Consider the following 12,766-nt stretch of genomic DNA (forward strand, 5'->3'; position numbering starts at 1 on the left):
CGCGGGTCAGCTGCTCGGCTGATCGGCGGCTTCCCTGGGCTGCGGCACCGGTCGCCGGATGCCGATCCACGAGATCACTCCGCCGAGCGCCATCAGCGCCGCCGTCACCCATGCGGCATTGTGGAATCCGTCGAGGTCGAGCGTGCCGCCGACGATCGTCGACAGCATCGCGACGACGATGAGACCGGCGACGCGGGAGATCGCGTTGTTGACGGCGGAGGCGATGCCAGAGCGGTTCTCGTCGATGGCGCCGAGGACCGCCGAGGTGAGCGGCGCGACCGTGAGGGACAGGCCGAGTCCGAGGAGGATCATCGAGGGGAGCACCTGCCACCAGTAGCTGAACTCCAACGAGACGGTGAGAAGGAGCAGCGCGCCGGCGGCCATCAGCAGGGGGCCGACCGTCATGAACAGCCGCGGACCGAGCTTGCCCGCCCACGAGCCCGCCTGCGAGCTGAGCAGGATCATCAGGACCGTGATCGGCAGGCTCGCAAGCCCAGCCACAGTCGCGGGGAGTCCTGCGCCCTCCTGCAGGTAGACGCCGATGACGAATCCGTTCAAGGAGAGCGCAGCGTAGATGAACAGGGTGGCGAGGTTGCCCCAGGCGAAGTTGCGGGCGTTGAAGAGCGAGAGCGGCATCAGCGGTGCGGGCGAGCGGGGCTGGCGCATCAGGAAGGCGACGAACAGTGCGACGCCCGCGATCCCCGGAATCCAGATCGCGGGTGAGCCCCAGCCGAAGTTCGGCTGCTCGATGAGTGCGAACACCACGGCGCCGAGACCGACCGCGCACAGCATCCCGCTCCACCAGTCGACGCGCGCGCCGCGCGGCTGATCGGGCAGGTGCAGTCGAGCGAGCAGGATCAGCGTGATGCCGATCGGGATGACGTTGATGAGGAAGACGAACCGCCACGACAGCAGGTCGACGAACAACCCGCCCAGGAGCGGACCGGCGATCTGTGCGCCGGTCGTGAAGGCGGTCCACACGCCGATCGCCCGTGACTGCAGTTCGCCGCGCATGGTCGCCATGATGAGGGCGAGCGAGCTCGGTACGAGCAGCGCGCCTGCGGCCCCCTGAAGAGCGCGGGCGATGATGAGCGTGAGCGGCTCGGGCGCCGCGGCCACCGCGACCGAGGCGATGCCGAAGGCGATGAGTCCGATGCGCATGATGCGCACTCGGCCGTACGCGTCGGACAAGGAACCGGCCAACAGGATGAGGGCGCTGAGCGTGATGAGGTATGCGTCGACCACCCACTGCTGGGTCGTGATGCCGCCGCCGAGCTCGTCCTTGATCGCCGGAAGCGCGACGGTCACGACCGTGCCGTCGAGGAACGTCACGAACGATGCGAGGACGGCGACGGTGATGACGAGCCGCTGGAGCGAGGAGAAGGCTGGCACGGTGATGAGACTACGCCCTGGCGGAACGGCCAGGACGTGGGCGAGTGAGATTTCCATCGACGCCCGGACCGTACGGGGTTACGCTGGCGTCAGGCGGGTCTCCTGCCCGCTTCTCGACGGCGAAAGCCCTGACGAAAGCGGTGTGCGATGGATTCGATGATGATGGGTGCCATGTCGGCGGACATGAAGGCGATGCCGGGCATGGAAGCGATGGACATGGCGGTCATGCAGGCGTGCATGGATGCATGTGCGGCCTGCGAGCAGGCGTGCACCGTCTGCTCGACGCAGATGATGGACTGCGCACCGGCATGCATGAACTGCGCGGACATGTGCAACACCATGATGCGTTCGATGATGCGGATGCAGGGGATGACGCCGGCAGCGATGATGTCGATGCTCGACGCCTGCATCGCGATGTGTCAGATGTGCATGGACGCCTGCATGGAGCACGCGGCTCAGAGCGAGGTCTGCAAGATGTGCGCCCAGTCCTGCAAAGCGTGCATGGACGCCTGCATGGACATGAAGAACATGATGATGGCGACCGCCTGACGCCATCATCATCCTGCGGGTCGAAACGCTGCGGGTCGTTGAGCGAGCGGAGCGAGACGAAACGCTGGGGTCGAAACGCTGCGGGTCGTTGAGCGAGCGGAGCGAGACGAAACGCGTTGAGCGAGCGTCAGCGAGTCGAAACGTCAGCGAGTTGCCGCAACGGCGACATTGAACTGCACCCGCCCGACGGCGAGCACGTGGTATCGCGAGTGCAGCGCCACCGGCGTGCCCTCGGGTGCCTCGAGCGCCGCACCCGACGCGTTCCAGAGCGTGTGCTGATCGCCGTCGAGCGTGTGCACGCGCAGTTCGCCGGTCACGGCATCCGCCTGTTCGACGATCCCGTCGACCCAGTCGCTCGGCGTCGCCGACGCGAGGCGCGCCTGGATCAGGTGCAGCGCGTGTCCTGGTGTGAAAGAAGAGCAGACGTCATCGTGGTCGCACATGCACGCTGAGCGCTCCGTCACCTCGAGGGGTGAACGGCGGTGCAGCGGCGTGGACACGATGGGCTCCTGACTCGGTGGACTGATCCCGTAAGAATAGGGCGGATGATCGCCGGGCGGAAAAGGCGCCGACACCTGGAGAAACATTCCGCTCAGCGGGGTCGGTGCGCGGAGAGAGCGTCTGCCATGGCATCGCGCACCGCGGCGACGGATGCACTGTCGCGCGACGAGGAGCGGGTCGCGGCGAAGATCTCGCGCACGGGGGATCCGGGCAGCTCCACCAGTCGTACCGAGGCACGGTCGCCGGTCCACATCAGGTCGGGCAGCACGGCGACGGCATGGCCCGCGGCGACCAGCCGAGCGTGGGCGATGAGATCTGTCGCCTCGAAGCGCACGTCGGGCTCGAACCCCGCGGAGCGGCATTGCTGCACGGCCCACTGCCGCACGGCCGTTCCCTCGGGCTCCATGACCCAGGCGCTGTCGCGCAGTTCGGCCAGAGTGGTCACGGAAGACGACGGCGGTATCGCGAGGCGCACGGGATCCCGGCCGAGCAGAGTGCGGTCGATCCTCTCGCGCAGCGCACGCGTATGGCCGGGGTACTGCTCGGCGACGACGAGGTCGAACGTGCGCGCCTGGAGCTCGAAGAGCGCTTCTTCCGGTGCCATCTGCACCATCTCGAGACGCAGAGCCGGCATCCGCTCCGTGAGGAGGGTGAGCGCGGAGGGGACCAGTGCTTCGGCGGCTGTCGGCATCACCGCGATCCGAACGTGTTCCTCGAGCTGCGAGCTGGATGAGAGTTCGGCGCGAGCGGCCTCGTCGAGCTCCAGGGCGCGCGCTGCATGCGCTGCGAGCAGACGCCCTTGCATCGTGAGTCTGACGCGCCTACCGTCGGGTTCGAGCAGCGGCACCCCGGCGTCGCGTTCGAGTTGGGCGAGCTGCTGGGAAACGGTCGACGGGCTGTAGGCGAGCGCCGCGGCGACGTCGGAGATCGTGCCGCGCAGGGCCAACTCGTGCAGCAGACGCAATCGCCGGAGCTCGAACATGGAGCGCCTCACATTCATCGACAGAACCGAATGTTATCCATCGTAAACGCTTGCTTTTCACGAATGGTGCGGTGGCTCCACACTGAGAGGAGCAGGTGCGGCGAAATCGCTGATGTGGTCGCTGCACGCAGGAGTGAGGAGACCCGATGACCGACGTGACATCCACCCCTACCGGGCGCACCCGGACCGTCCACGCCGAGACCGTCCACGCCGAGACCGGTCACGCCGAGATCGCGGCACTCGCCGACGACGCGATCGCCCTGGTGCAGCGCTGGCTCGTGGAGAGTCGCGAGGTGCCGACAGACACGTCGGCGGCGCGCCTCGCGGGTGTGCTCAGCGATCCGAACGGCCTCGACTTCACGGTCGGTTTCGTCGACGGCGTCGTGCGCCCCGAAGACCTGAAGGTCGCTGCGCGCAACCTGCGCGACCTGGTGCCGCTGACCCCGAAGTTCCTGCCCGCCGCGCTGCGGGGCCTGATCGGCCTCGGCGGGGCGCTCGCTCCCGCGTTCCCCGGAATCGTCGTGCCGATCAGCCGCCGCGTGCTGCGCGGCATGGTGCGGCACCTGATCGTCGACGCGACCGACGCCAAGCTCGGCAAGGCGATCCGCAGCATCCGCTCTGGCGACGGCGTGCAGCTGAACATCAACCTCCTCGGCGAGGCGATCCTCGGCGAGGAGGAGGCCGCCAGGCGCCTGGCCGGAACCCGACGCCTCCTCGAACGCGACGACGTCGACTACGTCTCGATCAAGGTGTCGTCCACGGTCGCACCGCACAGCCCCTGGGCGTTCGACGAGGCCGTCCGTCATGCCGCGAACGCACTCATCCCGCTGTTCCGGATCGCCGCTGCCAGAGGCGGGAAGTTCATCAACCTCGACATGGAGGAGTTCAAAGACCTCGACCTGACGATCGCGGTCTTCACCACGATCCTCGACCGCGATGAGTTCAATGCGCTCGAGGCCGGCATCGTGTTGCAGGCGTATCTGCCGGATGCCCTCGGCGCCATGATCCGTCTGCAGGAGTGGTCTGCCGCCCGGGTGGCGGATGGCGGCGCACCGATCAAGGTACGCGTCGTCAAAGGCGCGAACCTGCCGATGGAACGCGTGGATGCCGAGACCCATGACTGGCCGCTCGCGACCTGGGGCAGCAAGCAGGCGTCGGATGCCTCGTACAAGGCCGTGCTCGACTACGCGCTGCGCCCGAACCACGTGAAGAACGTGCGCATCGGCATCGCCGGTCACAACCTGTTCGACATCGCGCTCGCGTGGCTGCTCGCTAATCGCCGCGAGGTCACCGACGGCATCGAGTTCGAGATGCTGCTGGGCATGGCCACCGCCCAGGCATCCGTCGTACGCCGCACCGTCGGCTCGCTGCTGCTCTATACGCCGGTCGTGCACCCGGCAGAGTTCGACGTCGCGATCGCCTATCTGATCCGCCGGCTCGAAGAAGGCGCGTCGACCGACAACTTCATGTCGGCGGTGTTCGAGCTCGACGACGAACCAGTGCTGTTCGCGCGTGAGCGCGATCGGTTCCTGGCGTCGATCCAGTCGATGCCCACCGACGTCCCCGCGTCCAACCGCACGCAGGACCGCACCGCCGCGCAGCCGGCGGCCGCGCGCGATTCGTTCACGAACACCCCCGACACCGACCCGAGCCTCGCTGCCAACCGCGACTGGGGCGACGCCATCCGCTCACGCATGCAGTCGTCCACGCTCGGCGACGAGACCGCTCGGGCGAACACGCTGTCTGACGCCGCCGCCCTTGAGAAGGTCATCGCCACGGCCGCCTCCGCCGGTGCGAGTTGGCGCGCGCTGGGCGCCGCGGGGCGGGCGGAGATCCTGCACCGCGCCGGCGACATTCTTCAGGCGCGTCGCGCCGAGCTGCTCGAGGTGATGGGCTCCGAGTGCGGCAAGGTGCTCGAGCAGGGCGACCCCGAGGTCTCCGAGGCGATCGACTTCGCGCACTACTACGCCGAGAGCGCGAAGCGCATCGAGAACATCGACGGCGCGACGCACAAGCCCGTCGGGCTCACCGTCGTCACGCCGCCGTGGAACTTCCCGGTGGCGATCCCCGCCGGATCCACGCTGTCCGCACTCGCGGCCGGCTCCCCCGTGATCATCAAGCCCGCTCGTCAGGCGCGTCGCTCCGGCGCCGTCATGATCGAGGCGCTGTGGGAGGCCGGCGTGCCTCGGGACGTGCTGCAGTACGTGCAATTTGACCGCTCCCTGAGCCCGTCGAAGGGCCTCGGCGCGCAGCTCGTCAGTAGCCCCGCGGTCGAGCGTGTGATCCTCACCGGCGGCTACGAGACGGCCGAGCTGTTCCGCAGCTTCCGCCCCGACCTCCCGCTGCTCGCGGAGACGAGCGGCAAGAACGCCATCATCGTCACGCCGAGCGCCGATCTCGACCTCGCCGCGAAGGACGTCGCCTACTCCGCGTTCGGGCACGCAGGTCAGAAGTGCTCCGCGGCATCCCTCGTCATCCTCGTCGGATCGGTCGCGCAGAGCGAACGGTTCCGCCGCCAGCTCGTCGATGCGGTCGGCTCGTACCGCGTGGGCCGGCCGTGGGAGGAGTCGACGCGCATCGGTCCGCTCATCGGCCCGGCCGAGGGCAAGCTGTTGCACGTGCTCACCACGCTCGAGCCGGGCGAGAGCTGGGTCGTCGAGCCCGAGAGGCTCGACGACGACGGTGCGCTGTGGCGTCCGGGCATCCGTGAGGGCGTCGCGGCAGGAAGCCCGTTCCACCTCACCGAGTACTTCGGCCCCGTGCTGGGCGTCATGACGGCAGACTCGCTCGAAGAGGCGACCGCCATGGTGAACGCGATCGATTACGGGCTCACCAGCGGGCTGCACTCGCTCGATGACGACGAGATCGCGCAGTGGCTCGCGAGCGTGCGGGCCGGCAACCTCTACGTCAATCGCGGCACCACCGGCGCCATCGTGCAGCGGCAGCCGTTCGGCGGGTGGAAGAAGGCCGCGGTGGGCGCCGGCACCAAGGCCGGAGGGCCGAGCTACCTGATCGGGCTCTCCGATTGGGAGGACGCCCCGGTCACGGCCGAGGCGCCGAAGGACGCCGTCTCCCGTGCGGCGCTCGACGCCCTGGGAGACCACGAGGCCGCGGCCTGGCTGCAGGGCGCCCTCTCGACCGATGCCGCCGCCTGGCAGGACGAGTTCGGCGTCGTGCGCGACGTGACCGCCCTGACCACCGAGCAGAACGCGCTGCGCTACGACGTCGTGCCCGTCACGATCCGTTTGGAGCAGGCGAGCGACGCCGAGGCCGTGCGAGTGATCGCCGCCGGCGTCCGCGCCGGCGGGCGCGTCAATGTCAGCACGGCATCCGCGCTTCCCGCCTCGATCACGCGATGGGCTGAACGCGCCGGGATCGTCGTCGCCGTCGAAGACTCCTCCGCGTGGGCCGCACGCGCAGTGCGTCTCGCTGAGACCGGCGGCGGGCGTATCCGCCTCGTCGGCGGAGATCTCGCAACCACGGCTGCCGCGACGGGCGGCTCGCCCGCCGTCGCCGTGTACGCGGGGCCCGTGCTCTCCGCAGGCAGGATCGAACTGCTCCCGTTCCTGCGCGAGCAGGCCGTGTCGATCTCGTCGCACCGCTTCGGCACCCCGCACCGTCACGACATCGCTCCGCTCGTGGGGCAGCAGGTGTAAACTCGCCGGGTGCTGTTCTCGATGAGCGCCCTGAGGGCGCGGAAGGCGGTTGCAGGCGCGTCGAGCGCCGGCGGCAGAGGCTGAGTACGAGCCGGAGGCGGAACCCCCGTCACCGGCGACTCGTCATACCCGGTATCCATCTGACGGATGCCGTGACCTTCTCACCTCACATCAGAAAGCAGTTCCTCCCATGCGTCCCATCGACGAGCGCGCCATCCGCGCCTCCTTCATCAACGCCTCCCGCAAAGAGGTCTCCTCCCTCTCGCTTCCCCAGGGTTTCGCTGAGATCGACTTCGACCGGATCGACTACCTCGGCTGGTCCGACCCGAAGTTCCCGCGGCGTGCCTACGTCATCGCCGAGGTCGACGAAACCCTCACCGGGGTGCTCCTGCAGCGCGCCGAGCAGCGCGTGCTCTCACGAGCGCAGTGCTCGTGGTGCGAAGACGTCGCGCTCCGCCACGACGTCCAGCTGTATTCGGCCCGCAAGGCCGGCGCCGCCGGTCGCAAGGGCGACACGATCGGCACACTGGTCTGCGCCGAGTTCGGCTGCTCGCACACCGTGCGGCGGCTGCCGCCGCTCGCCTACGAGGGCTTCGACCGCGAGACGGCACGCGAACTGCGCATCCTGCGTCTGCAGGAGAACGTGACGGGGTTCCTCCGGTCGGTCGCCGGCTGACAAGGCTTCGACTCGCGTTCGCTCGCTCACCCCGTTTCGTCTTCGGGCTTCGCCCTCCGCTCAACGACCCGCACTGGTGACACGGGCGCTTCCGCGGGTCGTTGAGCGAGCGAAGCGAGACGAAATGTGTTGAGCGAGGCGCAGCCGAGTCGAAACGACCCTTACCGCAGCGCGTTGCGCACGGCCAGCACGCCGCTGAGCACCTCCGCATGCGAGGTGCTCAGCGGCGACAGGCCGAGGCGGATGCCGTCGGGAAAACGGAAGTCGGGAATCACGCCGTCGGCCCACAGCGTCTTCATCACCTCGGCGAAGTCCGGATGCCCGATCGTCACGTGGCCGCCGCGCCTGTCGGCGTCGCGCGGACTCAGCAGTCGCACGTCGAGCGGTGCGAGCACATCGTCGAACGCCCGCACGGCGAAGTCGGTGAGGGTCTTCGACTTCTCACGAACGGCGTCCATCGTCGCGGACTCGATCAGGTCGAGCATGCCCTGCATCGCCAGCATCCCCAGCACCGGTGGCGTGCCGCTGATGAACTGCCGGATGCCGTCGGCGGGCGCGTACGCGGACCCCATGGCGAACACGTCTCCGGCGCCCATCCAGCCCTGGATGGGCTGGCGCAGCACGCCGTGATGACGCGCGTTCACGTAGGCGAAGGCGGGCGAGCCCGGTCCGCCGTTCAGGTACTTGTAGGTGCAGCCGACCGCGAGGTCGACGCCGCAGGCATCGAGATCGATCGGGATCACGCCGACAGAATGGCACAGGTCCCACAGCATCAGCGCGCCCGCCTCATGCACGGCATCCGTGATCGTCTTCATGTCGGCCAGCGCACCCGAGCGATAGTCGACGTGACTGAGCACGACGAGCGCGGTCTGCTCCGACACCGCTGCTGCGACGTCCTCGACCTGTACGCCGTGGACTGGATCAGCCGTGAGCCAGCGCACGGTCAGTCCGCGTTCGGCGGCGATGCCCTCTGCCACGAACCGGTCGGTGGGGAAGTTCCCCTCCTCGATGAGGATTTCCAAACGGTTTGGAAGAGCCGCCACGGCGGCACGTATGAGCTTGTAGAGCAGCACGGTCGTGGAGTCGGCGACGACCGTCTGGCCCGCTGCGGCCCCGATCGCGATCCGGCCGATGCGGTCGCCGAGCTCGGTCGGCAGGTCCATCCACTGCTCGTCCCACGAGCGGATGAGGCGCGTGCCCCAGTCGTTCCTCACGAACTCGGCGAGGCGCTCGGGCAGCGATCGCAGCGGCCGGCCGAGAGAGTTGCCGTCGAGGTAGGCGCTGACGCCCGGTGCCTCGACGAAGGCGTCCAGATGAGCCGTGAGCGGGTCATGCGCGTCGAGGCCCTGGGCTTCGGTGAGGAGATCGGTCATGTCAGGCCTCCAGATCAGCGGGAGTGAGCAAACGGGCGAGGAGCGGGTCGGCCGTGTCGGGCGTGGCTCCAGGGTAGAAGAGCGGGTGCGATCCTGCGGTCGTGGGATCGACGGGTGCAAGGCACTGCAGCAGATCGGCGTCGTCGAGGCCGGCTTCCCTCAGCGCGCCGATCTCCCGCGGGTTCAATCCGACAGGCATCGGACCGTTGCCCAGATCGGTGCCGTAGAGCACCGTTCCGCCGGCCGAACGGAAGCGACGGACGTTGTCGATCGCGATGCCGTACGCCTCGTCGGCATGAACCGCGAGAGTGGAGATCCATGCGGCGGACGCAGCCTGTCCACTGATCTCGGCATCGGTGAGCCGCTCCGAGAACGGCGCGTGAGCGAGCCGCTCGGCGCCGAGCCGGACCACTCGCTGCGCCTCTCCAGGACCCTCGGCATGGGCGACGATCGGGATGCGATGGGAAGCAGCGATGGAGACGATCGCCCGCAACAGGGTGTCGGAGAACACCGGACCCGCGGCCCGGTTGCTCGCGACCTTGATGCGCACGGCGCCCGACTCCTTCATCTCGACGATGGCTCGCTCCGCGGCATCCTCGTCCGCGATCTCGCGCACCGAACCGGCCGGCGCCCACGAACGGTCCGACGGATAGCCGCCCCGCGGGGTGAGGAAGGCCCCCGCGAACAGCACCTCGACGCCTTCGACGATCCTCAGTTCCGAGAGCACCGACGGATCACCGCCCAGGTCGACGACGCGGCCGAGAGCCGAGCCGGCGAGCGGCGCGATATCGACGAGCTGCAGGTGCACGTGGTGATCCGTGAAACCGCCGGTGATCACGCCGTCGAGGCGCGGAAGACCGGTGGTGTCCGCTTCGGGGATCACGCGCAGTCCGGATGCGGCGTGGGCGACGACGCCGTCACGCCATTCCTCGCCGTCGAGGTAGGTGACCGCGACCCGCATCAGCCGCCGATCTCGGTGCGCACCGTGTACAACTCGGGGAAGAACGTCAGCTCCAGCGCGCGCTGGAGGAAGCCGACCCCGCTCGATCCGCCGGTGCCCGGCTTCATCCCGATCGTGCGGGTGACGGTCTTCAGGTGCCGGAAGCGCCAGAACTGGAAGTTGTCCTCGAGATCGACGAGGTCCTCGCACGCTTCGTAAAGATCCCAGTGGGTGTTCGGGTTCTCGTAGATCTCGCGGATCGCCGGCACGAGCGATGGGTGCGGACGGTACGGCTCGCGCACGTCGCGCTCGAGGATCTCGGTCGGGATCGGCAGCCCGCGCCGGGCCGCGAAGCGCAGGAACTCGTCGTAGAGCGTCGGCCGCTCGAACTCGACCTTCAGCAGCGCGAGGTTGGCCGGATGATCGCGGAACACCGACAGCATCCGCTCGTTCTTGTTGCCGAGGGCGAACTCGACCGCACGGTACTGCACGGACTGGAACCCCGACGAATTGCCCAGCGCCCCGCGGAACTGCGCGTACTCGGTCGGGGTGAGAGTCGCGAGCACCGACCACTGCTGGGTCATGACGTCCTGGATGCGCTTGACGCGCGCGACCCGCTTCAGTGCCTCGCGCAGGTCGTCGCTCGCGAGCAGTGTGCGGGCAGAGCTGATCTCGTGCAGCAGCTGCTTCAGCCAGAGCTCGGTGGTCTGATGCTGGATGATGAACAGCATCTCATCGTGGTGCTCCGGACTGCTGACCGGATGCTGCGCAGACAGCAGCCGATCGAGTTCCAGGTACGACCCGTACGTCATACGACCGGAGAGGTCGGTGACGATCGTATCCTCCAGGGGACGCTCGTTCCCGGTGGGATCGGTGGTGCCGGCCGAGTCAGTCGCGTCTGTTCCCATGATCCCTGAGGATATCCCGAACGATCGTTCAGGCGTCAGTGCCGGGTGCGCATCGGCGCGGTCGGACTCAGGGCTGCGTGGTGTTCGCGTCCAGGAAGTCGATCGTCTTCTGCAGGGCCGTCTGGGCATCCGGCATGTCGAGATGGAACTGGTACTCGTGCGGAAGCTGCGGCTCATGCGGAGCGGGCCAGAACAGCGGCGTCACGTCGACGCCGAGCTCGTTCAGCCGGTCGGCCATCGGGATCGACTGGAGCCAGGTGAGACCGTCGCCGTTGCCTCCGGAGATGTACGTGGTGGGGAAGTCCTCGGTCACCCAGTTCACGGTCGACATCGTCGCGCCGGAAGAGTCCTCGGCCCAGGTCTTGGTGCCGGCGTAGGCCCACATCGACGACTTCAGGCCCCAGCCGATGACGCCGTCGAGCTGCGCAAGCGCCGCGAGGTCGTACACGCCGCAGTTCAGCACGGTGGCGACGACCTGGTCGGCTGACAGCTTCGGCTCGATGTCCATGATCTCGGCATAGTCGGGGCTGGTGATGAGCGTCGCCATCTGACTCGCCAGCTGTCCGCCTGCGGAGTCTCCCGCGAGCACGATCTGTGTTGTATCGACGTTGAGCTCATCGGCGTTCTTGTCGATGTAGCCGAGCGCATCGTTGATCTGACGCACGGCCTTCGGGTAGAAGCCCTCGGGCCCCAGCGTGTAGTTCACGGCGATCGTCGTGTATCCCTCGGCGGCGAGGATGCGCATGTACGGGTCGACGTTCTCCTTCGATCCCGAGACCCAGGCTCCGCCGTGGATCCACACGATCGTGGGCAGGGGGCCGGTGGCGGATGCCGGTGTGAAGACGTCCATCGTCGTGTCGACGCCCTCATCGGCATAGGCGACATCGAGCTTCTCGGTGAGCTTGGTGTCGGGCACGTACTTGTCCATCTCCGCCGCGGTGGCGTCGCCGCCCTGCGTGAAGACGGCCCTGATCACCATGGCTGACGGCCAGGGGGTGATCGCTCCGATGATCGCGACGACGACCGCGATCGCGATGATGATGCCGAGCACCACGCGAGTCTTGAACCAGCGTCCGTGCGCCCGCTTCGGGCGGTCATCGCCGTCGTGGGTGCGGTCTTCGGGCGCGTCGTTTGCAGGCGCGGTCGTGGTCATGGAATCCCCTCCACGGATCAGTGTGGCAGTAGCGAGTGCCACGATGCTCGTCCAGGTCGCACTTTCTGTCGTTCTGGCGCCGGGAAAGCGGCAGAAACTGGACCTGAACCGAGGAGGTCAGCCGTCGAGGCCCTTGAGCAGGCGACTGAGGCCGTAGTCGAACGCCAGGTCGACGTCTCCGCCGAGGCGGAACGCGCCGGCGAGCTCCATCTGCAGGAATCCGGTCATCCACGCCGTGAGAAGGCGCGCGGCGTCCAGCGCGTGGTCTTCGCCGACGCGCGCGGCGCTCGCGCGGAGGACGGGGCCGGCCGCGCGGTCGAGGGATGCCAGGGGAGGGGAAGCCGTGAACATCAGCCGGAACCCTTCCGGATGCGCATGCGCGAACGCGCGGTACGTCGTGGCCAGGCCGGTCAGCAGGTCGTCGGGCCCTCCCGGCTGCGCATCGTCCTGCTCGACGCGTTCGAGTTCGGCCGACAACTCGTCGACCACCGATTCGGCGACCGCGGCGATCAGTGCATCTCGGTCGCGCACCCGCTTGTACAGCGAGGGTGCTCGCACGCCGACGCGATCGGCAACGGCCTGCATCGTCAGGCTACGTAAGATAGCCATCGCAAGATCATCCCACGGATCGGTAGG

At 68.1% G+C, this 12,766-nt stretch carries 11 protein-coding genes; 3 read left to right on the plus strand and 8 right to left on the minus strand.

Going from position 1 to position 12,766, the window contains the following annotated elements:
- Positions 1-6: 6 nt before the first annotated feature.
- The gene (locus JF52_RS0109705; RefSeq protein ID WP_372959108.1) at positions 7-1,398 is read right to left on the minus strand and encodes an MFS transporter; all 1,392 of its coding nucleotides are present in this window, start codon (positions 1,396-1,398) and stop codon (positions 7-9) included.
- Between the two features lie 141 nt (positions 1,399-1,539).
- Between JF52_RS0109705 and JF52_RS0109710 the strand changes: the two genes are divergently transcribed.
- On the plus strand, positions 1,540-1,941 hold the full coding sequence (locus tag JF52_RS0109710) for a hypothetical protein (RefSeq protein WP_033105972.1): 402 nt from the start codon (positions 1,540-1,542) through the stop codon (positions 1,939-1,941).
- 143 nt (positions 1,942-2,084) lie between these two features.
- Here JF52_RS0109710 and JF52_RS0109715 read toward each other — a convergent pair whose 3' ends face one another.
- Together JF52_RS0109715 and JF52_RS0109720 are read right to left on the minus strand one after the other, a co-directional pair.
- A complete protein-coding gene (locus JF52_RS0109715) occupies positions 2,085-2,441 on the minus strand; it encodes a hypothetical protein (RefSeq protein ID WP_033105973.1) in 357 nt (118 codons plus the stop codon).
- Positions 2,442-2,533: 92 nt separating this feature from the next.
- Positions 2,534-3,424, minus strand: coding sequence for a LysR family transcriptional regulator (locus tag JF52_RS0109720; RefSeq protein WP_033105974.1), 891 nt, complete (start codon positions 3,422-3,424; stop codon positions 2,534-2,536).
- Positions 3,425-3,570: 146 nt separating this feature from the next.
- On the opposite strand from JF52_RS0109720, the gene JF52_RS0109725 reads away from it, so the two are divergent.
- Positions 3,571-7,080 carry a proline dehydrogenase family protein gene (locus tag JF52_RS0109725; RefSeq protein WP_033105975.1) on the plus strand — a complete coding sequence of 1,170 codons (3,510 nt, stop codon included), beginning with the start codon at positions 3,571-3,573 and terminating at the stop codon, positions 7,078-7,080.
- 190 nt (positions 7,081-7,270) lie between these two features.
- Complete coding sequence (locus tag JF52_RS0109730) at positions 7,271-7,756, plus strand: FBP domain-containing protein (RefSeq protein ID WP_033105976.1); 486 nt, start codon at positions 7,271-7,273, stop codon at positions 7,754-7,756.
- 161 nt (positions 7,757-7,917) lie between these two features.
- On the opposite strand, the gene JF52_RS0109735 is transcribed toward JF52_RS0109730, so the two are convergent.
- From JF52_RS0109735 to JF52_RS0109755, 5 genes are all read right to left on the minus strand, one after another.
- Positions 7,918-9,129, minus strand: coding sequence for a kynureninase (locus JF52_RS0109735; protein WP_033105977.1), 1,212 nt, complete (start codon positions 9,127-9,129; stop codon positions 7,918-7,920).
- A 1-nt stretch (position 9,130) separates the two neighbouring features.
- On the minus strand, positions 9,131-10,090 hold the full coding sequence (locus JF52_RS0109740; protein ID WP_052166869.1) for an amidohydrolase family protein: 960 nt from the start codon (positions 10,088-10,090) through the stop codon (positions 9,131-9,133).
- Entirely contained in the window at positions 10,090-10,977 is an 888-nt protein-coding gene (locus JF52_RS0109745) for a tryptophan 2,3-dioxygenase (protein WP_084595736.1), read from the minus strand. The genes JF52_RS0109740 and JF52_RS0109745 overlap by 1 nt, the downstream gene beginning before the upstream one ends.
- A 67-nt stretch (positions 10,978-11,044) precedes the next feature.
- On the minus strand, positions 11,045-12,130 hold the full coding sequence (locus JF52_RS0109750) for an alpha/beta hydrolase (protein WP_084595737.1): 1,086 nt from the start codon (positions 12,128-12,130) through the stop codon (positions 11,045-11,047).
- Positions 12,131-12,247: 117 nt separating this feature from the next.
- Positions 12,248-12,739: a TetR/AcrR family transcriptional regulator gene (locus JF52_RS0109755; RefSeq protein ID WP_152594853.1), complete on the minus strand. Its 492-nt coding sequence runs from the start codon at positions 12,737-12,739 to the stop codon at positions 12,248-12,250.
- Between the last annotated feature and the right edge of the window lie 27 nt (positions 12,740-12,766).

It is taken from the genome of Microbacterium profundi (assembly GCF_000763375.1).
Taxonomy (GTDB): Bacteria; Actinomycetota; Actinomycetes; order Actinomycetales; family Microbacteriaceae; genus Microbacterium; species Microbacterium profundi.

Bases quoted from the DNA above. Each gene is read 5' to 3' on its own strand.
- JF52_RS0109720 (WP_033105974.1), bottom strand. From the start codon at position 3,424: ATGTTCGAGCTCCGGCGATTGCGTCTGCTGCACGAGTTGGCCCTGCGC.
- JF52_RS0109750 (WP_084595737.1), bottom strand. From the start codon at position 12,130: ATGACCACGACCGCGCCTGCAAACGACGCGCCCGAAGACCGCACCCAC.
- JF52_RS0109735 (WP_033105977.1), bottom strand. From the start codon at position 9,129: ATGACCGATCTCCTCACCGAAGCCCAGGGCCTCGACGCGCATGACCCG.
- JF52_RS0109740 (WP_052166869.1), bottom strand. From the start codon at position 10,090: ATGCGGGTCGCGGTCACCTACCTCGACGGCGAGGAATGGCGTGACGGC.
- JF52_RS0109710 (WP_033105972.1), top strand. From the start codon at position 1,540: ATGGATTCGATGATGATGGGTGCCATGTCGGCGGACATGAAGGCGATG.
- JF52_RS0109755 (WP_152594853.1), bottom strand. From the start codon at position 12,739: ATGGCTATCTTACGTAGCCTGACGATGCAGGCCGTTGCCGATCGCGTC.
- JF52_RS0109725 (WP_033105975.1), top strand. From the start codon at position 3,571: ATGACCGACGTGACATCCACCCCTACCGGGCGCACCCGGACCGTCCAC.
- JF52_RS0109730 (WP_033105976.1), top strand. From the start codon at position 7,271: ATGCGTCCCATCGACGAGCGCGCCATCCGCGCCTCCTTCATCAACGCC.
- JF52_RS0109745 (WP_084595736.1), bottom strand. From the start codon at position 10,977: ATGGGAACAGACGCGACTGACTCGGCCGGCACCACCGATCCCACCGGG.